This window comes from Hymenobacter duratus, from assembly GCF_014698995.1.
Taxonomy (GTDB): domain Bacteria; phylum Bacteroidota; class Bacteroidia; order Cytophagales; family Hymenobacteraceae; genus Hymenobacter; species Hymenobacter duratus.
Genome location: NZ_JACWZZ010000006.1, coordinates 66,678 through 90,221, shown reverse-complemented (window position 1 = coordinate 90,221; position 23,544 = coordinate 66,678). Strand labels below are relative to the sequence as shown.

Sequence of the window (23,544 nt, the reverse complement as noted above, 5' to 3'; positions counted from 1 at the left end):
GTAAGGCCGAGCTGGTTGTAGAAAACGCCGGTTTCGGGGTTGGTGAAGCGGTCGGTCATGGGCCTAGCGTACCCGGCGGTTTGTCACCGAAAAACGCGGGAGCAAAACAGCGCGGCGCGGGTAGCCAGGCTGGGGTGTCACGAAAGCGAACTACTTGGCTACCGCCGGAACTGGCTGCTGGCTGGCAATGAGCTGGGCGCGGTACTCGTCGTGGCGGGCCCCCACGTAATCCAGGTCGACCAGGCCCTCCACGTACTGTTCGTGCAGCTTGGCCTGCCAGTCCGGCACTTCGTACGGCCCCTGGCTGCGGGTGATGCCCACTGACTGGCTGATGATGAACTGCCGCTGCTCGCGGGTTTGCTCGCGGGGGCCAAACTGGGGGGTAGGATAAGCAGGCGTTTCCATCATGCAAACTACGTAAAAGGGATAAGCGACGGGTATTTATAAAACACCATTCCGGCGGCTAAGGTGCCCCAAACACCCTTTATAGCATGGGTTCATTGTCCGGCATCTGGCCGGGCTTGAGGGTGTTGGCGTACTGCCCGACAATGTTGGCCACATCCTCCCGAATCAGCTCAAAGTTGGCTTGAATAACCGCCTGTAGCGCACTGACCGGCTCCGCGGGGGACTGACTCCCCGCCTGCCGGGCTGCCCGTCGCTGGCTCAGCCAATCCGGGTCCTGCCCCTCCCCTGCCGGTGCCTCGGCCAGCACCGGCGCCGGGCCACCCTCGAACGTGGCCAGCGGGTGCAGCGGGTACGTGCCGGGCGCCGCCTGGCGCTCCACCTTGCCCTGGAAAAAGGGCTGCTCGGTTTCTACGGTCTGGCCGATGAACTCGCCGGTTTCGAGGGTAATGGTATCCTGCAGGCGCACCAGGTTGCGCTCCTGCCAGCTCACGCTCTGGTTGATGCTGCTGCCGGCGCCGCGGCTGCCGCCGCTCTGGCTGCGGCCCAAACTGGCCGACACCATCTCCCGGTCCTCTTTGCCCACCAGCTCCGAGACGAACTTGGCCGTTTCCAGGGAGTTGACCTTGCCGAAAAACTGGTTGTTGAGGTTGCTCACCATCACCTGCATTTTCTCCCGGCCGTAGGCGTCAATCATCTGGCTCAAATCCTGGGTCATGTAAATCATGGCCACCTTGTTGCTGCGGGCCGTGGCCGGTATCACCTCCAGGTTGGGCACGTAGATGGTGGCGGCCTCGTCGAGAAACACGTAGCTCGGGTGCTTGTGCTGCTGGTTCATCAGCTTCAAGGCCACGGCCACGATGCAGCTGATAACCGGTGAGAAGGTTTCCTTCAGCGTGGGGTCGTTGCCCACTACTAAGACCTTGGGCGCTTGCTTATCATTCAAATCCAGGCTGAACCCCTCCCCTCTCGCCTCGTCGGGCGTCAGCACCCAGGCGATTTCCGGCGAGTTGATGCGCGTGAGCACAATCTGCAGCGAGGCGATGACGCCAGCCACCTGCTTCTCGGCCCGCTGCTTCACAGCCGTCGTGATACTTCGCACCATGTCGCCGCACTCGGGGTCGGTGTCGAGCATGCTCAGCACGTGGGTGAAGTCCGGGTGCAAGGCCGTGTTTACCACGTGGGGCAGGGTGCAAAACGTGGGGAAGTTCTTCTTGTAAAACCAGATGATGGCCGTCAGAAAGGCGTTGGCGCTGGTGTCGAAGAAGTCCATCTTTTTAATGCTCTCCGGGTTCAGGTTGGCCATGATGGCGCGGGCGTACTCGTTGGCGTAGGCTACTACCGGCATCTTGTCGGCCCGCAGCGGGTTCACCCGCTCGCTGCGTTCCAGGTCTTTAAAGTTGATGATGTGCAGCTGCACATGAGCTGGCTCCTCCCCCGCCGCCCGGGCTTTGGCATCAGCCAGCACAAAGGCCTTCTGCGCGGCTTCGGCCAGCACCGGAAACTTAAAGTCATAGATAAGGCCCGCAAACCCCTTCTCAGTGAACTGCTCAATCAGGGGCTCGCCAATCGAATACGACTTGCCCGCTCCCGCCCCGCCCAGCACCAGCGTGCCCCGAAACGGGTTGGGAATGTTAATCCAGCCCCCGTCCGTCGTGGCCAGACTAAACCCGTACTCGGTGAGCTGCTGCCGGCGCTCGGTGCGCAGCCCGAACCGCTCGGTCTTGTGCAGGGCCCGCGCAATGCCGGCTGCCAGGCCCGCGCCCAACGCCAGCAGGGCCGCGGTGGGGTATAGCCAGGCTACCATACCGGCTGAAAACGTGGCCATGGCCAGCAGCAGCGCCCCGGTGAGTAGGCCCACCCCGGCGGCGCCCAGCTGAACGCGCCGCAGCTGCAGCTGCGTGGGCTGCCAGCGCCGCTGCCCGGGCCGCGCGGGTGGGGCTTTGAGCAGCACGGCCAGCAGGCCCCCTGCTACCAGAATCCCCGCGCGAATGAGTAAGCCAAAGCGCTGGTAAAACGTGGCCGTGCCCAGCAGCAGGCGGGTGGTAACGGAAGCCCCCAAGCCTGCATTCGGGGCAGCAGGGGTTACGGCCCCGGCCAGGAAGGAGGGGTGAGAAAGTAGGTAATACTCACCGCCGGCCAGCAACGCCAGCAGGAATCCCAGGGCGATGTACAGGCCAGTCAGGCGGTGGCTGCTCGGCTGCCGGGGGGCACTCATCATGCTCATAGTCGGGTTGTTTTAAGCGTGCAGTACTTGGAATTACAATTCGGCCTCCCACTGCCCGCGCCGGCGCTGCTCCCCAATGTCCTGGGTGGCGACGTGCTCCGGCCCGCTGGTAGCTCGCAGGGTCTGCTGCAGGCTGTGCAGGGCCTGGCGTACCCGGTGCCCGGTATTGGGTCGGGCGGGTTCCTCGCGGCCCGTGGCCAGCAAGTGATAGGCATTGTCGAGGGGCCGCCCCTGCCGGGCACGGTCTTCCACCCGTCGCAGCCGGTCGTAGAAAATGCGGTCATAGCCCCGCCCCTGCGCAATGCGCTGCACCCGCTCGGCATCCAGGCGCTGGCTGGGCGCGGCCTGCCGGTTCAGCTGCCCGACCCGTTCGGCAATCCGCGCGTTGCGCTTGGGGTTCGGTGCTGCTATGGCGGGGGCGTCCTTTCGTTTAGGCGCAGGGCCCTGGTACTGAAACTGCCGCTCAAATACGAGCCGGGCCTCCTCCTGCCAGTCGCGCAAACTGAACCGGCTCACGCGCCCGCCGGGGTTGAGCGTGACGCGCTGGCTTCGGTCCCGGGCCGATACGACCACGTGGATGTGGGCCTGCAAGCCGGGCCGAGGCTGCCCGGCCTGGGCCTCCCCTTCTTTCACGGCCGCGTCGGTGCCCCGGTGGGTGCGCTCCTGGTGAATGATGGCGCCCCACACCAGCTCATCCTTCCCCACAGCCCCTCCGTCTTTGAGGCGAAACCCCGCTGCATAGGCGGCCATTACCTCCCGGGTAAACGTGCGCAGCTTCTCTTCCTCGCCGCCCCCGACGTGGGCCAGCTCCTCCGGACTGGGGCTCAGCACCAGGGAGTAGAACTTGGCCTCATTGGCCCGCAGCCCTTTCACGTTGTTGTCCAGGGCTGCCAGCACGGAATCCCGGTCCAGCGCGTCCTGCTGCCCGTCAAAAAAGCGAGCCTCCAGGCCGTTCTTTCGGGCCTCTTGGGTCAGGTAATTCAGGGTCTGCGCGGCGCTACCCTGATTATTATAGGCCTTTTTGCCGTGGGCTTTTGGGTTAATCAGCTTGGCGTGCATCGCGTCAATTACCGTTTTTGCGCGGTTTATTTAGCGCCTTTATATCCAGAGCTGCCAGCCCGGCCGCCGTTGCTTCGGCAATACGCTCCTGGTTTTTCTGCTGGATTTTGTGCAGCGCCTCCCCGCCTTCCGGAGCCAATAAATTCTCTACCACCCGTAGCGTCTGCTGCTGCACGGCCTGCTGCTGAAGCTGAAAGCGCAGCATTTCTAGCAGTACGCCCCGCTCCTGCTCCTGTAGGTACGAGAACACCCGGTCACCCAGCCGCTTCACCTCGGCCATGATGAGCTGGCCTTCCCGGGCCTGGGCTTCCACCGGGTTCAGGCTCCGCTCGGCGAAGTAGCGGATGGCCGCGTCGGCATACTCCGTGCGGGTCAGCCCTAGCCGGGCGGCCTCCGCGCCCACCAGCCGGTGCGCCGGTCCGCTAACCGTGAGGTGCTTTACGGCTGAGCCAGTCGTGGGCTGAGGGCCTATTTTCTGTTTCTGGTCCGGCATAAGGCGGGTTTTAACTCTTACTTATTCTATGTCAATCTGTTAGTAGGCTAGGTTAAGTAATATCAACGCTGTTGACATCCAACTACCATTTAGCCAGCGCGTTAGCGCAGGCAAATGGTAGTCTTCTTGCTAACTACCCTATTAGGGGCATGTTGAGCGCGTGCCCGGTGAGCCGTAAGTGATACCAGGCCTGGCTTTTCCCATCCCCGGTAAGCTGCCTGGGCAAATCGTAATCGGAAAAGTGTTTTTGAATGTGGTTTTGCTTCCCTTATGAAAGACTGCTGACCAGCAAAACGCATCCCCATGCGTTCAGAAGGCAATTCAATGGGAGTGTGAACCATTTTTTATTTCCTGAGAAACAAGTAAAACAGGAAGGTTAAAAACCTAGCATCCTCCCGACAGTACGCCCCGTATGACGCTTTGTTTCTTAGTATTTTAAGAAATAAGTTTCTTGAGAGCTTTTGTTAAATGTTTACTGAGAAAATTGTAAATGATATTTCTCAGAAAATCAGAAACAAGTAATCTTGAAAACAAAATGACTTGTTTACAAGTAAGTTTGAAAGCTTATTTTCTAGGAAATAAAAAAACAAGTTTCCGAGTAGCTTTGAAAATTGAGAAACAAGCTGCTTTATTTGCAAGCTGCTTGCGCCCGTCGTGGCTTTACCCGTTAGTTCCCTGCTTTATGAAAATCATCTGCGTTGCCAACCAGAAGGGCGGCATTGGTAAGAGTACCCTCATCACCGTGCTGGCCGGTGCCCTCTCGGCCGACTATGGCTACCGCGTGCTCGTGGTCGATGCCGACTCCCAGCAAACCCTGGCCGGGGTGCGCCTCACCAACGACCAGCCCAGCGTGGACCTGGAGCGCGAAGCCGGCACGCTCGCCGAGCCGGCCTTTCCCTACGCGCTGGAATCGGTCGGTATGGGCCAAGTGTACGACCGGCTCGACGAAGTTAGCGACGACTACGACGTGGTGTTCATTGACGTGCCCGGCCGCTCGGACGATACGGCCATGATTGACGTGCTCAGCGGCGCCAACGTGGTGCTCGTGCCCGTGGGGGCCTCCGATGCCGAGCGCCTGGCCACGATTTCCTTTATGCAGCTGCTGCAGGAGATTTCCCGGCTTTCGCGGGAGCAGGGGCTGGACTTCCAGTTCTTCGGCGTGCACTCGCACCGCACCAACCTGAAAGAGGAAAAGGACATGGACGAGTTCACCGACGCGCTGGGCCTGCCGCGCCTGCAGGCTTCGCTGCGCCAGCTCGGCTGCTACAAGCGTCTCTCGACCCGCTACAGCTACCTCAACCCGGCCTACCGGCGGGCGGTGGGGGCCGATGCCTCCGTGGAAGCCGAAGTGCGCGCCCTGTGCGATGAGCTGATTGCCCGCGCCCAACTCACCTCTGAACTCATATCGTAATGGCCAAGATTCAACGCCTGAAAATCTCCACGGACGAAAAGATGTCCATGCTGCGCGGGCAGCCCGGCCACATGCCGGCCGCCCCAACTGCGCCTGAGCCCGCGGCCGCCGCCCCGGTGCCCGTAGCGGCCCCGGAACCAGCAACGGTAGTTGCTCCGCCAGTAGCAGCCGCTCCAGAAGCTGCTGCAGCACCGGTGTTAGCGCCTGCGCCACCCGCCAGACCGCAGCCGGCCGCGGTAGCCGCTGCGCCCAAGAAGGGGAGGGGCCGGCCCCCGAAAGTGCAAGCCCCCGCTCCCGTAGAAGGCAGTTCCTCGGGGCTGCAGCCATCTCTGATTCGCTTGGAAGGAGAAACCCAGCGGGCGGCCCTGGCTTACATCCACGAGGAGCTGATGCACCACAGCCGGCGGGTGTACCTGAAAGAGCTGGTCGACGAGGCGGTCAACTATTACTTGCAGCACGGCCCGCCCGCCAAAGGCAGGTAGGGGAGGGGGGGAGCGCACCGGCAAGCGGCCCGCTACCAGCGCAGCTGCGAGTTCACTTCAGTAAAGGCGTCCTGGGCTTCGAGTTGCTGCTTTACCTCTTCGTAGGTGCCTACCCGCAGGGCGGCCACAAACTGCTGGGCACCGCTTAGCATGCGGATGTACAGGCTCGGGTCCGATTGCCGGCTCAGGCGGCGCAGCGCATCCAGGTAGGCTTCCCGGGCCCGGGTGGTGACGATAATCCGGCACTGGCCGGCGCTGACCAGCTCGGCGTTCATCATCAGGCGGGCCAGGCGGCCGTTGCCGTCGTCGAAGGGGTGCACCTCGCTGATTAAAAACATCATGAACATGGCCCGGGCCAGCGGGTCCGTCAGGCCCTGGCACAGGGCAAAGCCTTCGTGCAGAGTGCCGCGCACCAGCTCGGGCTCCACGAAGTTGGTCAGGCCGGCCTGGTTGGCGTATTCTTTCCACTGGCCGGGCCGCTTGTCGGGCCGCGCCCGCATCAGCTGGCCGTGGCGCCGCTGCAGCAGGGCCAGCAGCTCTTCCGCCGAGCGGGGCACGACGCGCATCTCGGCCGGGTTGCTGCAGAGTTGATACGTGCTCAGCACATCGTGCGAATCAGCGTGCCGTCCGCCCACCGCCTGGCCCGTTTCCACCATCCGGTGCGCCTCGTCGACCTGGAAGACCGTGCCCTCGATGAAATTGGAGAAGTATGCCTCGAAGAACGCCACCGTGTAATACGCCGGGGCCACGGGGGCCGGGTCCACGCGCTCCGGCAGGGCCGTGGTGCGCAGCGCCCCCGCGAGCGTGGTAAACAAGGCCACCCGGCCGGCATCAAAGGGCAGTCCCAGGGCCCGGGCCCGCGCCACCGGCGAGGAAAGCACCTTAATCGAGTGGGTGGTGAGCAGCGCGCCCACAATGCGCTGCAGCGCGGCCAGCTCATCGGGCCAGTTCAGGGCCGTGGCCACGTCGCGGGCCTGGTCGCGCAGGGCATTTAGGCCCGCTTCCCCCCGCACGCGCAGCACCATCTCCAGCCGCTCTTCCACGGTCTCGATGGGCAGGGCCTTGCTGACGCCCCCCTTGCGGACGCGGGCCGGCTGCAGGTTTTCCAGCAGCCCCCGGGCCTCCGATGCGAAAAGGATGTCGCCCCCCCCAAAGGGAGCATCGCCGGGCTGGGGCCCGGGCCCTTCGAGCAGGTGCACCGTCAGGCCGGGCAACTCAACGTTGCGCGTGTATTTGTACGTCAGAAACAAGTGCCCATCGCCCGTGGGCTGGCCTTCGAGCTGGGAGCGGTGGCTGATAATGGCCCCTGGGAAAAGATGCTGGATAATGGGCAGCCAGTTCTTGCGCACTAACACGGCCGGGGGCGTTGTCAAATCCGGCGAGTAGATACGCGGCGCTACTTCGCGTAGCTCCTCCCGCTGGCGCGCCTGCCGAATCCGGCGGTTTAGCGCCGGGTCGGACGTGCCAAACACCAGCAACGGCCACTGTACATTTTTTTCCATTAAGAGGCCGCTGCAGGCTGATGGCGTTAATTATTTACTGTTAAAGCGACAATTTCGGCTTTTATTTTCGATTAACGGCAGTTTGGCACGGTAAAATAGCATAGGCGTATTCAATTCTTAAGCCTGTTTGCAGGCACCGGCATGCGTCGGCCCCTTCTATGCCCTTGAGTGCCGGCCAGGATTTATCGGATGTTCCATGCGGCGCAGTTGGGCAGGGCGGCGGCGCTGAGGCCGAGCCGGTAAGTGGTCAGGGGGTTGAGCGTGGCCCGCAGCCGGGCGGCGCCTTTTTGGTCAGCCTGTTGCTCCAGCACGGCCCCCAGCACGGCGCGGGCACGGGGCGGGGCTTGGCCAAGGGCCAGTTCCACGAGGCGGCTGCGCCGGGCAGGGGAGAGGCCTTTGATAAAGCGCTGCACCCGGGAGAGCACCTCGTCGGGCCGGGCGTCAGGAATGCGGCGCAGGTCGCGCAGCACCTCCAGCCACTGCAGCAGCGGCACATCGCTGGCCTGCTCCGGGGCCGGGCGCACCACGAACCCCATGCGCGGGGACCTGGTGCGGCGCGGCTTGGGAGTGGTAACCTGGAGCTGAGCGGGCACCTGGGTGGTTAGGCCCAGTTGGTTGTAGAGCGCGACGCCGGTGGGATAGGCTGCCACTTTGCCTGCCGGGGCCGTCAGCGTGCGCATCACGGCGCCCTCAGAAGGCTTTAGCGTGCCAAAGCGTCCCGTTTGCGGCCGGTAGTACTGCCCTTTGGCGTAGCGGGCCAGCAGTCCTTCCCGGCTCAGCCGGCTCAGGGCCGCGGCGACGGCACCGAACTGCGCCGGCTCTGTCACCAGGTCGGCATAGGTCAGCAGCTCGCCCGGCGGGTAAGCCAGCACCTGCTGGCGGACGCGCTGCATAATGGACTCGGACATGGGTAACGCGGGAAGTGGCGGGGCAGAAGTACGAAACGATGTCAAGTTTTTACATGTAAAAACTTGACATCGTTTAACCGACCGGTGTTCCTTTCGAGGGTGGCTGAGTGGCCCCTTGCACTTCGGCCAGCACCACGGCGATAATGTCGTGCACGGGCTCGTCGAGCAGGTCGGCCACGCGCAGCAGCTCGGCAATGGTGAGGGTAGAGGGGTCAGCCTCGCGCTGCTTAATGGTGCGGTAGGTCATGCGCAGGTGCTCCATCAGCTCGCGCTCGGTGAAGGTGAAGCGGCCGTGGCGCAGCAAGTCGGTAAAGCGGCGCGGCGCCCTGGTGGCGTCATCGGGGGACAGTGGGGGAGGGGAAGGCATAGGCAGCAAGAGAGTAAAGCAGTAAGTCGGGGGCTGCGGGACGATACCCCACCGCCCCCGGCCCCGCCCGGAACCGGACGAGGCGACAAGGTCAAGGTCAAGGTCAAGGTCAAGCGCTACTCCGGCACCTGCTCGAAGGCAGCGAAGTGCGGGTTCTGCTTCGCCTCCTCGGCCAAGGTGCGTTCCTCCCACTCCGTTATCTGCCGCATGATGTTGGTCAACCAGCGGCCCAGGCGGGCGGGGTCGGTTTCGGCCAGAATCCGGCCCGTGGCCGTGCGGCGCTGCTCCTCGGTAAAAGCGGGATGTTCCAGCAGGCGGGTCAGCTCAATGCGCTGCGTGGCAACGACGACCGTGGTCAGCGAAGGCAGGGTTTCCTGCCCCAATACCACCGGCGGCAGCGTGGGCAGCGCCGGGCGGGGCGACAAGGCGCCAGCCTCCACCCGGGGCGCTGGCTGCGCTTCCTCGCTGGCCACGACCTCCGCCGCGGCGGCGGGAGGCGTGCGCATGGGGTCGGGCTCGGTTTCGTCGGGGGTTGCGTTGCCGAGAATCAGCTCGGCGGCCCGCTGGGCGCGGCTGGCGGCCTGCACCACCAGCTTCTTATCCCCGCGCAGCTGCTCCAGCCAAAACTGCAGGTAAGCCGCGGTATTTTCCAGCGTCGCGCTGGGGTCCAGCCCCGCGTGACCACACAGAAAGGCGGCACCCATCTCGGCCGTTAGCTCCTCGCGGGCGTAGCTAGCGCGGCCGCTCGGGCGCAGGGCTTCGGCCAGGTCGGGGCGGTCCAGGCGGCTGGGGTGGCCGGTGGCGTGGGTCAGCTCGTGAAACAGGGTCGAATAGTAGGCTTCGCCGCTAACGAAGGTTTCCGGACGGGGTACGCTCACGAAGTCGGGACCGGGGGCGTAGTAGGCCTGGGCGCCGCCGTGCTCGATGCGGGGGCAGCCGGCCCAGTTGGCGACCAGGGCTTCAGCGGCGGCCAGGGGCTCGTGGGCGCGGTCCCGGGGCTGCTCGGGCAGGACGATGTCCACGCCTTCCACGTCATCGATGGAAAAGACGGTGTAGTACTTGATAAAGGGCGTTTTCTCTTCCTCACCGGTTTGCTTGTCGGTGCGGGTCGTGACGTTGTAGTAAATCACGGGCATGCCTTTGGCGCCCTTGCGGATGTTGCCGCCCAGCTCCCGGGCCTGCCGGAAGGTGAGAAAGAACGGCGTGCCGCCCACCAGGTGCAGCAGAAAGGCGTTGATGCCGGTATAGGCCCGCCCGCTGACGTAATTGCGGGGCAGCCCGTAGGCGGCATGCCAGGGCTTGCGCCAGGCAATCTGACCGGATTCGAGAGCGGCAATGACGCGGTCCGTCACAATCTGGTACACGTCGGGGCGGGTAGTTTTTTCGGCGGTGGGGCGGGCTTGCTTTTTCATCGCTAAGTAAGGTCTAAGTGACTGTTTCTAAAACCGTTTCCTTACTTATTAAACGCAAAACAAGGGCTTATTGTTGCTTTTATGACAACAATTTTCCATTTATTTGCAGTCGCCAAACCATTTTTTCCCCACTGCCCCTGTCCCTGGATTTAGGCTGCTGTTCCGCTGTTAGAATGAAAAACAGAAGTGCCCGACAGGAACGGGCTGTCGGGCACTTCTGCTTGTTGGAGACCCGACTTATTCGGACCTACCGAGTTCCTGCTTCAGGCATTTGAGCAGGCTCTCCCGGGAGGCTTCGCCAATCTGTAACTGGCCTACCCCATCGTAGAGGTAGAAAAACACGGGGTCGGCTTTGCTGACTGCCAGCAGCCAGGATTCATCGGGCAGGTGGGGCGGCAGCTGCAGCAAGGGCGTGTACGTGTCGCGAATGAGTTCTAAAAGTATCCCCTTCATGTCGGGGCAAAACCCAGAAAAATGCCGGTGGCCGGTAAATAGCATAGCGGGGTAATGGCGTGGAAAAGAATGCAACGAGGGTTCCGGGACGGCCGCAAAAGCGGCGTCCGGGAAATGACAGCCCGACCCGTCGGCTACAGGCAAGCCGCGGGCAACCGCAGCAACTGCGGGGGGTGTTTACCAGAAGGTTGGATTAGCCTCGATGCGGACCCACGAACAGGGCCGGGCGCTCGGAAATCGGCAGCAGGTGAAGGGCAGCCGGGGCCAGGGTCCGGCCTGCCTGCAGCAGACCGAATGGCGCTTGAAAAGAAGAATAACCTGTTTTCGCCAGCATGGTAGGCAGCTTGCTAATGCTGCAAAACTAAAAAACCAGGGCATATTCCAAGGGGATTCGCTCGGCAAGCCCAACAGTCCCTACCGCTCCGGGCCGGCCGTGCGTTCGGCCAGGCCATTGGTATTTATGCCGCTAGGCGCCAGACGGTGGCGCTCGGCCCGGTCGCCGGAATGTTCGTGCAGCTGTACGCCGGGCTGGCGGGCCACGTCGTCGAGGGCCGCACTGGCCCGGGCCAGGTTGGGCTGGTCGAGCCGGTAGCTGACTTCAATCTCGCTGTGGCGCTGGTGCGTGGTCGGGTCGGTGGCCGAGCGCAGCGAGCCGGTGTTCAGGCCGCCTTCGCGCAGCTGCTCGGCCACAGCTTCGGCCCGGCCGGGTGCGCCGGCTCGGGGCTCGGGCTCGTCAATGCGGACGATGGCTGTTTTGGTAACTGACTGCCCCGGGGGCAGGGCGGCCAGCTGGCGGCGCTCGGCCTGCTCGGCGGCATCTTCCCGCAGCGTCACCAGCGGGGACTTGTCGAGTGCATCCAGCGTCTGGCTGAGCTGACGCAGGCCGCCGGGGGTGGCATGGGGCTGGTAGCGCACGTCGAGCTCGCTGCGCAGCTGGCCACTGGTGGGGTCTGCTTCCGCCCGCAGCTCCACCTGCGCGCCGGCCTTGCGCAGCAGCTCGCGCATCTGCTGGGCCTGGCTGGGGGTAGCCTCGTCCGCCGGGGTAGGTTCAGTCACCGTAAGCTGGACCGCGCGCTGCAACGCCGGGTCGCCGCCGGCCGCGGCTACGGCCATCGTTGCGGCCTGGCGCTGCTGCTCAGCCTCGCGGCGCTGGGCTTCCGGGGAGCTGGCCTCCTGCTCCCGCCCGGCTTCGCGCTGCTGCGCCTGCTGGCGCTGCTCCTGTTGCTGCCGGGCGCGTTCCTGGCGCTGCTGCTCCTTGGCCAGCTCGTCGGCGCGGGCCTGTTGGGCGGCCTGCTCGCGGTTGAGGCCTTGGCTGAGCAGCTCCAGGTCGCGGTTGAAATCCTTGCTGATGGCGTACTCGGTGCGAATGAAGTTCTCGGGCTGGCGGCCGGGCTCGTGGGGCAGCCGCTCCAGCTGCCCGCGCTGCGTTTCCCGCTGGGCGTGGAGTGTGCGGGCCAGCTCTTCGAGGGCGTGGCTGTCGGCATTGGGAACCACCAGCCGCACCACAGTCTGCTGCCGGGTGGCCCGCTGCACCTCCAGCGCCACGGCTTCATCCGCCGAAGGCCGCAATTGCTGCACCTGGGCGGTGAGTTGGGTCAGGTGTTCGGTGCCCTCGGCGCGGGTGGCGTGGTGAAACTCCACGCGCAGGGCCGTGTGGTACTTGCCGGCGGCCGTGGCGTGCCACTCTACCGGGCGGGGCGCCTCGTCATAAGCGACCTGACCGTCGGCTACTTCGCGGGCCCGCCGCGGGGCCTGCAGCTCGTTGAGGTAATTGATGTTGAAGCGCCGGCCGGCGGCGTCATTGTCGTTGGCCAGCACCACTTCCTTGGGCTCCTGCTTGTCGATAAGCTTTTGAATCAGCTCCACCTGCCGCTCGGTGACGGTGCCGCTGGTAGCCACGTAGAGCGTGTTGGGCTGCCCTTCGGCGCCGCGGTGGTGCAGCTGGTGGTAGCTCATGGCATCCACGGGGCTCTCCGACACGACCAGGCGCTGCACCGGGGTATCCTTGCCTTCGGTGGGGTGCGACACCCACACCCCGGTCTTGGGCAGCTGCAGCAGGTGCTTGTAGTCGTCGTTGCGCTGCTCCACGGTGGCAATGCCGTGCTCGTTGTACAGGGGAAAGGCTGTGTTACGGAAGTTTCCCTGCTGGCTGGTGAATACCCGTCCCTGAAAAGCCGGGCTGTCAATGGTTTCATCCGAGAGGTGGCGGTGGTGCAGGTAGCTGCGGTCCGTCAGGGCAGCATGGGTGCCCATCACGGCGGCGACGAGCCGGGCCCGGCGTTCGGCCTCGGTTTCCACCTCCGCCGGCTCGCTGGGCCTAGGCGCGTAGGCCGTAGAGGGGGGCAGTGGGGGAGAGGTGGCCGCCTGCATTCCCTGCTCCGGCTCGCCCAGGTACTGGCGCAGGGTCTGGCGCACCTGGCCTAGCGTCTGATTTTCGCGGGTTTTTACGAAGTCGATGATGGAGCCCGAATCCCGGTCGTCGCCGGGGTTCAGGTACACCTGGTGGTCGCCTTTGCGGGAAACGATGAGCATCTCGCCGTCCTTTTCGAGCTGGTGCCAGTGGCCACGGGGGCCGGCTTTTTTCACGTCGTAGCCGTGGCGCCGGGTGGCGTAGTCTACCAGGTCAATGGATTGCTTGAAGCGGTTGAGCTCCTGGGGGTCGTTTTCGCGCGGAGTAGGAGAGGCTGCGGGCATAAGAGTGATAGAAAAGGGTACAGAAACGGGTACAGACCAGCCGCACCGCTGGAATCCGGGGTGGGGAGTACATCCTGAAGGCAGTAGGGAAGAAGAGGCGCTAGCTCACCATCTGCTCGTGGGCGGCCAGCTGCTCGCGCAGGGTGGCCAGCAAGGCAGCGTCGGAAAAGAGGTAGTGCTCGCAGAGCTGACCACTTACCGGCAGGCGTACCAGCTCCGTGTCGAAGCCAAACACGCGCAGGTGTTTCTGCACCAGGCGGTATTCCTCGCGCTGCAGGCTGCCCGTTTTCAGGCCCACGCTGGTGGTGTAGGGAAAGCCAAAGGCATTGCAGGTGGCGCGCAGGCCCCCGTGGGGCAGGCTGCGCAGGCGCAGCTGCACGTAGCGCCGGGCCTCGTCATAGGGAATGGCCAGGGCCGGGTCAGGCAGCAAGCGGGCCAGGGAGGCCGCCACAGGCGCGGGTTTCGCCTTGGGGCGGGAAGCAACGGTAGCAGGCATAGCAAAAAGGCAACGTGGGAGCGAAAAGGCTCCGGGGCCTTTCCGCTAGTTAGGAGGTGAAAGTGGGGACGCCGGGGCGTCGAATGGTGGGTTGTCGAACAGGTTGAGCTCGGCCTTAAACCGGGTCAGGCTCTCGGGCGAGGTGAACAGGAAAAAGTGGCGGCGCGACTGGTGCACGATGATGCGCAGCAGCTCGGTGGGGAACTGGAAGTGGGCCATCAGGCGCTGCAGCAGCACGGCCTGGGTTTCCTCCTCCAGCTTCTTGATTTCAATCAGCCGGGCGTAGTTGAACTTGTGCTGCTGGGCCCAGGGCTTGAGCTGCCCGTGCAGCAGCGTGTTGAGGCGGTGGCGGATATAGCGCAGAACAGTGGCATAGGAAACAATAAGCGCGGGGTCGGGAAACCCCGCGTTGACCGGCTCGATGGGGGGGGCAGCCGGGGGAGTGGGTACAGAGGTGGTCATGCAGCAGCAATAAGGGGCGTGCAAGGTAACAAACCAGCCGGCCGCGTGCACTACCCGATTGCTGTCGGTACATGGCTACGCCGGGCTTACCATCTAGTGACCCCAAAGCTTCGGCATAGCTGCTTCAAAACTTCTGCAAAACCAGAACTTATACGGAAGTGCTCCGTATAGTTGCCGCAATTGCTCATAAAAAACTTCGGCCTTTCGCTTGAAATCGATGCTGTGGTTGCTGCTTTTGCTGCTGATGGCGGCGCTGGGGGTACTCTGGTGGCGCTTCGCCATGCCGGCCAGTGCCGGGGCCGCCGTGGTTCCGCCGCCCCTGGAGGGCAACCATCCCTCGCTGCGCACCCGGCACTACCGGCTGGCCGATTTCCATCCAGCGCCCCTGGTAGTGCCAGAGGTGGCGCCTAGTACCAATGAGGAAGTGACGCCACCAGAGCCCGCTGAAACTCTGCCTCCCACGGCCGAAGCGGCGGCAGGAGCGGCGCCCACGCCAGCGGCTGTACCGGACGAGAGTGAGGCCATGCCCGCGCCTGCCGAGGCCGGCCGCTTACCGGAGGGCGCCCTGCACAACTACCTCTCGGCACCCGCGCCCACGGCCACGGACGAGCACAACCGTGGCGTGGAGCTCACCGCCGCCCAGCGCCGCGCCAAAATGCGCGAGCTGATGAGCACGGCCCTGGAAAACCGGCGGGCCGCCCCGGCCACTGCCTAAAGGCATTTTCCCTGCTTTTTACCTTTTCCCAATCCTTCCACCTATTTCCTTTTCCATGCAAACTCCCTTGCTCACGCGCCTGCACCAGGGCGCTGCCCAGGTAGCTGCCGGAGGCCTGCGCCTGCTCGCGGCCGGGCACACCTACCATCCATCCCGCGCTGAACGCCTGGCCATGGCCCTGCTGCTGGCCACGTCCCCGGCCCTGGTATTCGGCCAGGCCGGCGCCGGCGGCCGCGCCGTGGGCGCCCTGCGCAGCGTGCAAACCATCGTCATCAGCATCGTGCAGGTGCTCTTCATCATCGTGCTGGCCATCGGCCTGGTGCGCGTCGTGCAGAAGTTTATCAGCGGCGCCCCCGACGCGCTCGGGGCCCTGGGCTGGCTCATGGGCGGCGTCATCCTCTGGTTCGGCTTCAACTACTTCAAGGAAGACCTGGCCAGCGCCATGGGCGGCGGTGAAGGCGGGGTAACTCCGTAAGCTGACTGGCCCATGCGTTCCTACAAAAGCATCGAGCGCCCCGCCCAGGTGCTGGGCATGAACCTGCCGGACCTGGGGCTGGTGGTGGGCCTGTTTCTGGCCGCCGTGCTGGCCATCGGCGTCGCGGGCCTGGTGGTTACCGTGCCACGCTTTCTCTACCTGCTGATTCTGGTCGTGCTAGTGGTGCTGCTCTACGCCCTGCGCTACCTGGCCAAGCACCGGCCCCCGGGCTTTCTGCTCAGCTGGCTTTCCTTCCACCGGCGGCAGCCGCGCCGCATCGCCCTGGGCCGCGCACGGACAGGGCCATCGGCGGGCGGCTCCGCCGCTATTCCCACCCCGCATGAACATGTTTCCCACTAAGGCCGCTGACCGCACCGCGGCCCGCACCGCTGATTTTGCGGACCTGCACCCGGCCTACGCCTTCCAGGACGACAAGGTCATCTATCGGGATGGCCGCGTGGGCGTCGGCTTCGTGCTTGAATGCCCCGAAATGGAGAGCTGGCAGGCCGAAGAGTTTGCCAACTTACAGTCGGCCCTGCTCGGCGCGCTGCGCACCCTGCCCGTGGGCACGGTGGTGCAAAAAACTGACATCTACTACGACCGTCCCTTTCAGAATACCGGCGGCGACGCCCGTCCCGGCTACTTTGAGGGCAAGATGAATGCCCACTTCGCCGAGCGGCTGGTGCTCTTCCACCGGGCGTACCTGTTCATCTCCTTCGCCCCCTCGGACGAAGCCAAGCCCGTAAGGCCGAATGCCCTGAGCGCCCTGGTGAACCGCGCCGGCGAGAAGCTGGCCAAGAACCCGTTTGCCGGCGTCGTGCAAACCCTGGACACAGCCGAGCGCATCGCCACCGAGCTGCTGCAAAGCCTGCGCGGCCTCGGGGGCCTGGACTACCGCCGACTCAATCAAGCCCAGTTGCCGCAGGTCTTCACCCAGTACTTCAACCTGGAGTTCGACCAGCAGCCCGCCGGGCTGACCCGCGAAATCAGCAACGTGCCGGGCGCCTTCACCGTGGGCGAAAACCGCGTGAGCATCGTCTCGCTGGTGGGGCAGGGGAGTGAGGCCCACCCCGCCGTCCGCAACGGCTACGGGGTCACCTCGCCCATGCTCTACCCGCTGACGGCGTTTCTCTCCTGCCCCCACGTGCTGACCCAGGCGCTGCTGATTCAGGACTCCCGCGCCGAGCTAAAAAGCCTCGACAACGACAAGAAAATTAACAACTCGCTTTCCTTCCTGGCCACGCAGGACAACCACCTGCGGGCGGCCGAGATTGACGAGTTCACCGCCGAGGTCCGCTCGGGCAGCAAGCAGGTCGTGGGCCTGCACCTGTCGGTGCTGCTCTGGGACGTGGACGACCAGGCCCGGCGCGAGCACGTGGAAAAGACCACGGCGGCCTTCCGGTCCATCTTCGGGGCCGAGGCCGTGGTGGAGAGCTACCTGACCCTGCCGCTGTTCTTTGGCCTGGCGCCCGGCAACGCCTACCAGGTGCCGGACCGCTGGCTGACCACCTCAGCCGACCGGGCGGCCTGCTACTTCCACTGGACTACCACGTACCGGCCGGAGCCCACGGGCGAGTACCTCTGCGACCGGTTTCGCAACCTGGTCAAGGTAAACCTGTTCAACACCGACCTCGACAACCAGAACGCCCTGGTCATCGGCCCCTCGGGCTCGGGCAAGAGCTACACCTTCGGCAACTTCATCGTGCAGCGCTACGAGCGCGGCGCCCGCCAGATTATCATCGACATCGGCGGCACCTACCGCAACGTGTTCCAGAGCCTGACGGGGCCGGACTTTGAGAACACCTACTTCGAGTACGACCCGCAGAACCCGATTGAGTTCAACCCCTTCCTGCTGCCGCGGGAGGGCGAAAACGGTCCCTGGCACTATTCCGACGAGAAGCTCAACTTCCACCTGGCCCTGCTGGCCGCGCTCTGGAAGGGCGGCAAGGACCGCGCCCTGAGCAAGAGTGAGCGCACCATCCTTTCGCGCTTTCTGACCGGCTACTACCACGATTTGAACCTGCACGAGCGGCTGGGCCAGTCGGACGAGGAGTTTCCCGGAATGGAAAGCTTTTATAGGTACGTGCAGCGCTACGACCAGTGGATGCGGGCCGAAACGCCCGCGCCCGGGGAGGGCGACGCCACGGATGAAAGCATCGCGGTGCTGGCTCTGCAGCGGGCCCAGTACCAGACCGACATGAAGTACATCGACATGCACGAGTTCTTCCTCGTGCTGGGCGAGTTCGTGTCGGGCGGGCGCTACGCCAAGGTGCTCAACTCCACCCGCGAGGCCCAGCTAAGCCAGTACCCGCTTATCTGCTTTGACCTGGCCCGGGTAAAAACGGACCCCACGCTCTACCCGGTGGTGGCCATGCTCATCACCGAGCTGAGTTTGGACCTGTTCCGGCAGTTTCCCGATGCCGTGAAGTACATCGCCCTCGACGAGGCCTGGGCGCTGCTTTCGGGTGTGCTCGAGGAGTTCATCGTCTCGATGTACCGCACCATCCGCAAAACCAACGGCTCCATCACCATCATCACCCAGGGCATTCAGGAAATCATCGACTCGCCCATCGGCTACACGCTGATTGACAACTCCAGCACCAAAATCATCCTGCGCCACTCCAACGAGGCTTCGCTCAACCGCCTGCAGGCGCCGCTGGGCCTCACCGGGCACGAGATGGATTTGATTCGCTCGGTGCGCTCGACCGACTCGTTCCGGGAGTTCTTCATCAAGCAGGGAGCCCAGGCCAAGGTGTACGCGCTCGAAGCCTCGCCCCAGCTCGACGCCGTGCTGACCTCGCGGCCGGCCGAGCGCAACTATCTCAACCAGCTCGTGCGCCACTACCAGCGCCAGCGGCCGGTGGAAGTGCGCGACGCGCTGGGCAACCTGGTACGCGACGCCGACGGGCGGCCCACCTACACCACCGTTACCGAGCAGCGGCTGGACTTTGCCGTCGACCAGTTCGTGGAAGAAAAGCGCAAGCGCAAGGGGGCGCTGTCGGCATGAGTGGTGCGCTTTTTCTGCTGGTCGGCATGGACCTGGACACCGACTTTATCACGGCCGCCGACGGGGCCCTGCGCAAGGTGCTGCAGGCCTGCCAGCTCTACCTGATTCCGCCCTTTCTCTCGGTAGCGCTACTCTACACCGTGGGCCGTGGCTACCTGCAGGGCGGGCAGTTGCGCATGGACTTCTCGCCCCTGCTCAAGGCCCTGTTCGTGTACTTCATCCTGTTCTTCTACCGGGACTTCATGGACTTGCTTGGCGGGGCCATTGGGGCGTTTTCCAGCCTAGTAGCGCCGGACGAGCCGGGATTTATCGCCCAGTCCTTGCGAAGCCTGACAAACCCGGTCGGCTCGCCGGCCATTCAACCTGACCAGGCCACTAATACCGCGGGGTTTGTAAACGAGCAGATAAGCAACATCTCCTCCACCTTCGACAAGCTGACCCGGTTCTCGCTTATAAACCTGCTCACCGAGCTATTCACCACCAGTACCGTGGCGCTGATTCGGCAGCTGCTGGTCATGATTCGCCAGTACATCGTGGCTTTTTTGTACGTGGGAGGGCCTATTGCCATCTGCCTTTCGGCCTTGCCTCCCTTTGCACAGCTAGGCAAACAGTGGCTGCAGAATTTCATGGCCGTTCAGTTCTGGTCCCTGACCTACTCGCTGCTGGACACCATTTATGCAAACTATGCGGCTACCCGCCCAGGCACTGGTAATGTGCTCATGCCCACAGGACTGACGCCAAGTGCTTACGCTGATGATTTAACCTACTTGATTAACTCTATCGGTTTCGTCATCCTCTACTGCATGGTGCCTTGGCTGACGAGCTTCCTTATCGGCTCCTCAGCAGTGCAGGGCTTCGTGGGCATGTTTACCGGAGCCGTAGCCGGGGCTGCTGGGGCAGTTAGCGGGGTAGTATTCCCCGGCGCCTACGGCGGTGGGGCAAGTGGCGCACTGGGTCGCAAAATGGGCTTTGGACCAGATAAATCGGGCGGAGGCAGTTCCGGTGGGTCCTCGGCCAGCGCTTCTGCGCCATCCGCCTCGTCAGAGTTGCCCACTATATCCTCAGCCGACTCGGGCGCGCCAACGCGCCGTCGGCGCTAACCCTTCTTTCCAATGAAATACCTTCTCATCAGCATGCTGAGTGCCTCGGCGTTTCTTACAGCTTGCAAAAACGACAATGAAGCCGCAGCCGACGCTCTACAGCAAGTAGCCAAGGCAGCGGCTAATTCACCAGAAGCGAAAGCGCGGCAGGCAGCCTGGAAGCTTGCCACAACGCGCCCACCAGCATTACCTAATGGCTCACCCGCTAATCTTCGTCCAGCAGTCGAGCAGCTACTGCCTAAAGAGGGCTACCTGAAGCTGATATCAGTCAAGCAAACCAGAGCCGCACAACCGGGAATTATGGCGCTGCCAGTCCTGTGGCGGCATGTAAAAGCTGATTACCCGACCGTAGCCCCTGGCTACCGCCTGCCTTTCGAAGCAGTATTGGAATGGCGACCAACGGGCTATGCCAAGGGAGAAAAGGTCCCCGCCGTCCTTGCCTTGCGCACCCCTGAAGCGCCTGATACGCTGGGCACCTTCGCCCTCCTGGAGCCTGGAGCCACGATTCCCGGGCAATCACAGCAGACTCCAACACTTGTGAAGCCCGGCCAGGGAGTGACTGTTCGGGGAGTCCTGTACGCTTATGCGACGACCCCAAACGCTAGCCAGCAGCCAAGCCTAATCCTCTATCCCTACCAAAACCCATTAGGGCCGCCTGACCCGCGCAAAATGGTCTACCTGACCCTCTAAGCGCGGGCATTGGGGCAAAAAGTCCCGGTTGACTCAGCCCCTTTCATCCTCCAACTTCTTCGACTTACCTATGAACTCAGTCCAAGACCTGAACAAGACGTTTATCACCATGCGCACGATGGCGCTGGCTGCCCTCGCCCTGCTGGGGGTGGTGACAGTGGCCTCCGGTGCGCTGCTCTACCGCGCCTACGAATCCACAGGCCAGCGCGTGTACGTGGTGAGTGACACCGGCTCCTTCTCGGCCCAGATTGGCCGCGGCGCGGGGCACACGCCCTTCGAGGCCCGCAACCTGGTCAAGACCTTCCTGCTGACCATGTTCGGCCACGACCAGTACTCCTTCAAGCACAACCTCGATGCGGGCCTGCCCCTGATTGAAGAGCGCGGCGGGCGTTTTCTGTTTGAGAGCTTCCAGCGCGGGCAGGTGCTGCAGAACTACATCCGCTACGGCGCCCGCCAGGCCGTGACCGTGGACAGCATCCACCTGGACATGAACCACCGACCCATCACCGGCCGCGCCTACATCAAGCAGACGGTGTTCATCGGCGACCAGCAAAGCCAGAGCAAGCCCCTGGGCGCCAAGTTTGCCCTCGTCGAAACCGACCGCTCGGATGCCAACCCCTTCGGGCTGCTCATTACCGACTTCGACTTCATCGCCTACAACCCGCCTGTCTCGCAGGAAGAGAAAGACCAGCTGCGCGACCAGGAGCAGGCCCGGCAGCGCAAGCTGCGCGAAGAAGCCGAAGCCGCCGGCGTGCCCCTGCCGCAACCCGCCCCCACGACGCCTGCCCCCGCCGCTCAACCTGCCCAGTAAGCTACCTCTATCCCCTTCTTATGCGTTTCCCCTTCTCCTTTGCTTCCTGCGCGCTGCTGGCGCTTTTACCCGGCCTGTCGCAAGCGCAGACCCTTGCTTCGACTGCCACGCGTCCTGCCGGCGTGCAAACCCCGCATCCGGCCAACGTAGCGCCGAAAATGCAGCTGGAAATCGCCGTTTCCGACTCCTCCACCACGTACCTGGTCTTTCCGGGGCCGGTGTCGCTGGTCGACGTGGGCCAGGCGCCGCACTACCTGGTCAAGATTGAAAGCAACGCCGTGTTCGTGCGGGCCAGGCGCCGCAACCCGCCGCCCACGCCCATTCTGGTGCGCTACGGCTCGCGCTACTGGATGGGGCACCTGGTGTACACCCACCGGCCGGTGCTGCAGCTCTACGACTTTCAGGACGGCGGCGCCCTGGGCGTGAGCGCCGGCGGCAAGGCCCGCAACGGCGCCGGCGTGGATGACGCGCTGGCCCTGAACCAGGGCCACGACAAGCGCGAGCTGGCCGAGGCGCGCCTGGCTAAGCTGGCCACCGCCAAGCACGCCGATTCCAGCGGGCTACGCACGGCCGATAACGACCTGGTGCTTTCGCTGGCCAACGTGCGCAACGACAAAGACTTCACCTACCTGCGCCTGAAGCTGCGCAATACCACCACCATCGACTACGCGGTGGATTTTACCGACTTCGAGCTGGTGGAAAACTCGCGCAAGAAGTTTCTGGGCAAGAAGAAGAACGAGGCCCGGCGGCCCCTGGCGCCCGCCGGCGGGGCCGAAAGCCAGACCATCCCGGCCCGGGCTACGGGCTACCTGCTTTACGCCGTGCCGCTGTATGCGGCCACCGACCGGGGCCACCTTGAAATCACCTTGCGCGAGAAGTTCGGGGCCCGGGTGCTGGTGCTCAAAGTCCCCAGCAAAGTCATCAACACGGCGGCCGCCATTTAATCCTTTCCTCTCATGTCCGAGCACAACATGCAGCCGGTGTATCCTGCCGGCGACAACCCCAGTACCGAACCGCAACCGGCCTCCGGCTCTGCTTCTGCCCCTGCTACTTCCGCTACGCCCCGCCCCTCGATAGGGGAGCTGGCCCGCCGGCACTGGCTGCCCCTGCTCGTGGGCATCGGCATGCTGACGGCGGTGACGCTGTTTTTCTACGCCCGCTCCCTTTCCCAGGAAGTAGCGCAGCAGGCCAGCCCCGTGGCGGCTACCTCTCAAAATTTGGAGCCCACGATTGCGCCCGCCACGCCCGAAGCGGCCCCGGCGCCCACGGACGTGCTGGAGCAAAAGCAGGCGGCTGCGCGACAGGCCGGCGTGCAGACCCTGGGCACCGTTCCCTCCCCGGACCAATTGGCCGGCGGCATGGCGGTCGATACGGTGGGGCAAGCCGCTTTGCGCCGCCGCACGGCCTTGGCCGCCGCGGAGCGTCAGGCCCGGGCCGCAGCCAACCGGGCGGCGCTACCGCCCCCTGATTCCACGGAAGTAACAGCAGTGGATGCGCAGACCGGTGCCTACCGGGCCGTGCGCATCCCGGTGGTGCAGGCCAGCTACCGGGGTAGCAGTGCCAGTGTCGACCCGCGTCGGCGTTTGCGGGCTGCGGCCCGGCCCCGCACGGCGCCCGACGGGGTGCCCTACGAGCAAAACGACGACGTGCTGGACATGCTCGACGCAGCCCCTGCCGCCTCCCGCGCCTCGTACGAGCAGATGACCGGGCGCCGCTATTTCGACCGGCGGGCTGCCCTCCGGGCCAGCGGGGCGTCTGGTGCCGCGGCAAACAACGCTTCGGGCTACGATGCCTTTGGCACTATTAAAGCCGGCTATTTCCGGTATGCCCCCGATAATCAGGCGCAGCTGCTGCCGGACATTTTCTACAAGGCCGTTATCAACGGGGAGCAGAAGATTCGGACTGGTTCCGTCGTGCTGTTGCGCCTCGTCGAGGATGCCGTTATCAGCGGGCAGACCTTTCCTAAGAACCTGGTATTTGCCGGCGTGGCCAGCGTCGAGACCAACCATGTGGCCATCCGCATCTCCCGGCTGGGCCCTACCCGGGTAACCGCCGACATCTACGACTACCATTACCTGCCGGGGTTGATGATTGACCCGCAGAAGCGCCAGCCGCTGCCCGCGGCTGACAATCCCCTCAACGATGCCCGCTCCATCGGTGCCCAGGAAGTGGGCATGGCCATTGACCGCTCGGCCTCGGCTGCTAATTCGGTAGTGGGCGTGGGGGGCCGGGTGGCGGCCGCGATGGTGGGCCGGGCATCGACACCCCGCCAGAAGCTGCGCGACGTGCGTCTGCCCGATGGCTACCCCGTGCTCATCACCACGGGCGCGACGGATGCCGGCGCGCCGACGGCCAGCAATTAAACCTTACTTTAGCTC

The 23,544-nt window shown here is 64.1% G+C and carries 23 protein-coding genes; 11 read left to right on the top strand and 12 right to left on the bottom strand.

The genetic code is table 11. The features are described from left to right. Nucleotides 1–150: 150 nt before the first annotated feature. The 4 genes from IC231_RS19630 to IC231_RS19615 form a co-directional block, all read right to left on the bottom strand. Nucleotides 151–408: a hypothetical protein gene (locus IC231_RS19630; protein WP_190786168.1), complete on the bottom strand. Its 258-nt coding sequence runs from the start codon at nt 406–408 to the stop codon at nt 151–153. Between the two features lie 76 nt (nt 409–484). Further along, a complete protein-coding gene (locus IC231_RS19625) occupies nt 485–2,623 on the bottom strand; it encodes a type IV secretory system conjugative DNA transfer family protein (RefSeq protein ID WP_190786167.1) in 2,139 nt (712 codons plus the stop codon). Nucleotides 2,624–2,662: 39 nt separating this feature from the next. Continuing rightward, on the bottom strand, nt 2,663–3,688 hold the full coding sequence (locus IC231_RS19620) for a DUF5712 family protein (protein WP_190786166.1): 1,026 nt from the start codon (nt 3,686–3,688) through the stop codon (nt 2,663–2,665). Nucleotides 3,689–3,692: 4 nt separating this feature from the next. Continuing rightward, nucleotides 3,693–4,181 carry a hypothetical protein gene (locus IC231_RS19615; protein WP_190786165.1) on the bottom strand — a complete coding sequence of 163 codons (489 nt, stop codon included), beginning with the start codon at nt 4,179–4,181 and terminating at the stop codon, nt 3,693–3,695. Nucleotides 4,182–4,863: 682 nt separating this feature from the next. Between IC231_RS19615 and IC231_RS19610 the strand changes: the two genes are divergently transcribed. Then, on the top strand, nt 4,864–5,592 hold the full coding sequence (locus tag IC231_RS19610; protein WP_165822274.1) for a ParA family protein: 729 nt from the start codon (nt 4,864–4,866) through the stop codon (nt 5,590–5,592). After that, nucleotides 5,592–6,074 carry a hypothetical protein gene (locus IC231_RS19605; protein ID WP_190786164.1) on the top strand — a complete coding sequence of 161 codons (483 nt, stop codon included), beginning with the start codon at nt 5,592–5,594 and terminating at the stop codon, nt 6,072–6,074. Before IC231_RS19610 ends, IC231_RS19605 begins: the two co-directional genes overlap by 1 nt. A gap of 32 nt (nt 6,075–6,106) precedes the next feature. Here the strand turns inward: IC231_RS19605 and IC231_RS19600 are convergent, their stop codons facing one another. The 8 genes from IC231_RS19600 to IC231_RS19565 all read right to left on the bottom strand — a co-directional run bounded on the left by IC231_RS19600 (nt 6,107) and on the right by IC231_RS19565 (nt 14,368). Further along, nucleotides 6,107–7,576, bottom strand: a complete 1,470-nt coding sequence (locus tag IC231_RS19600) for a Fic family protein (RefSeq protein WP_111480583.1) — start codon at nt 7,574–7,576, stop codon at nt 6,107–6,109. Nucleotides 7,577–7,758: 182 nt separating this feature from the next. Continuing rightward, nucleotides 7,759–8,484, bottom strand: a complete 726-nt coding sequence (locus IC231_RS19595) for a DUF6088 family protein (RefSeq protein WP_111480584.1) — start codon at nt 8,482–8,484, stop codon at nt 7,759–7,761. Nucleotides 8,485–8,557: 73 nt separating this feature from the next. After that, complete coding sequence (locus IC231_RS19590; protein WP_190786163.1) at nt 8,558–8,851, bottom strand: hypothetical protein; 294 nt, start codon at nt 8,849–8,851, stop codon at nt 8,558–8,560. Nucleotides 8,852–8,967: 116 nt separating this feature from the next. Further along, the gene (locus IC231_RS19585; RefSeq protein WP_190786162.1) at nt 8,968–10,263 is read right to left on the bottom strand and encodes an ArdC family protein; all 1,296 of its coding nucleotides are present in this window, start codon (nt 10,261–10,263) and stop codon (nt 8,968–8,970) included. Between the two features lie 237 nt (nt 10,264–10,500). Next, the gene (locus IC231_RS19580; RefSeq protein WP_111480587.1) at nt 10,501–10,716 is read right to left on the bottom strand and encodes a hypothetical protein; all 216 of its coding nucleotides are present in this window, start codon (nt 10,714–10,716) and stop codon (nt 10,501–10,503) included. 414 nt (nt 10,717–11,130) lie between these two features. Then, a complete protein-coding gene (locus tag IC231_RS19575) occupies nt 11,131–13,410 on the bottom strand; it encodes a toprim domain-containing protein (protein WP_190786161.1) in 2,280 nt (759 codons plus the stop codon). A gap of 100 nt (nt 13,411–13,510) precedes the next feature. After that, entirely contained in the window at nt 13,511–13,906 is a 396-nt protein-coding gene (locus IC231_RS19570) for a hypothetical protein (protein WP_190786160.1), read from the bottom strand. Between the two features lie 45 nt (nt 13,907–13,951). Further along, nucleotides 13,952–14,368, bottom strand: a complete 417-nt coding sequence (locus IC231_RS19565) for a hypothetical protein (RefSeq protein WP_190786159.1) — start codon at nt 14,366–14,368, stop codon at nt 13,952–13,954. A 208-nt stretch (nt 14,369–14,576) separates the two neighbouring features. Here IC231_RS19565 and IC231_RS19560 point away from each other — a divergent pair, with 208 nt between their 5' ends. The 9 genes from IC231_RS19560 to traM all read left to right on the top strand — a co-directional run bounded on the left by IC231_RS19560 (nt 14,577) and on the right by traM (nt 23,529). Then, nucleotides 14,577–15,083, top strand: coding sequence for a hypothetical protein (locus IC231_RS19560; protein WP_190786158.1), 507 nt, complete (start codon nt 14,577–14,579; stop codon nt 15,081–15,083). Nucleotides 15,084–15,138: 55 nt separating this feature from the next. Continuing rightward, nucleotides 15,139–15,558, top strand: a complete 420-nt coding sequence (locus tag IC231_RS19555; RefSeq protein WP_190786157.1) for a hypothetical protein — start codon at nt 15,139–15,141, stop codon at nt 15,556–15,558. 12 nt (nt 15,559–15,570) lie between these two features. Beyond that, entirely contained in the window at nt 15,571–15,918 is a 348-nt protein-coding gene (locus IC231_RS19550) for a hypothetical protein (RefSeq protein WP_190786156.1), read from the top strand. Further along, on the top strand, nt 15,905–18,565 hold the full coding sequence (locus tag IC231_RS19545; protein WP_190786155.1) for a VirB4 family type IV secretion system protein: 2,661 nt from the start codon (nt 15,905–15,907) through the stop codon (nt 18,563–18,565). The genes IC231_RS19550 and IC231_RS19545 overlap by 14 nt, the downstream gene beginning before the upstream one ends. A 26-nt stretch (nt 18,566–18,591) precedes the next feature. Beyond that, nucleotides 18,592–19,665 carry a hypothetical protein gene (locus tag IC231_RS19540; protein ID WP_190786154.1) on the top strand — a complete coding sequence of 358 codons (1,074 nt, stop codon included), beginning with the start codon at nt 18,592–18,594 and terminating at the stop codon, nt 19,663–19,665. 12 nt (nt 19,666–19,677) lie between these two features. Then, nucleotides 19,678–20,355 carry a hypothetical protein gene (locus IC231_RS19535; RefSeq protein WP_190786153.1) on the top strand — a complete coding sequence of 226 codons (678 nt, stop codon included), beginning with the start codon at nt 19,678–19,680 and terminating at the stop codon, nt 20,353–20,355. Between the two features lie 70 nt (nt 20,356–20,425). Further along, nucleotides 20,426–21,166: a conjugal transfer protein TraK gene (locus IC231_RS19530; protein WP_190786152.1), complete on the top strand. Its 741-nt coding sequence runs from the start codon at nt 20,426–20,428 to the stop codon at nt 21,164–21,166. Between the two features lie 20 nt (nt 21,167–21,186). After that, nucleotides 21,187–22,110 carry a DUF4138 domain-containing protein gene (locus tag IC231_RS19525; protein ID WP_190786151.1) on the top strand — a complete coding sequence of 308 codons (924 nt, stop codon included), beginning with the start codon at nt 21,187–21,189 and terminating at the stop codon, nt 22,108–22,110. A 12-nt stretch (nt 22,111–22,122) separates the two neighbouring features. Beyond that, nucleotides 22,123–23,529 carry a conjugative transposon protein TraM gene (gene traM / locus IC231_RS19520; RefSeq protein ID WP_190786150.1) on the top strand — a complete coding sequence of 469 codons (1,407 nt, stop codon included), beginning with the start codon at nt 22,123–22,125 and terminating at the stop codon, nt 23,527–23,529. The last annotated feature ends 15 nt before the right edge of the window (nt 23,530–23,544 follow it).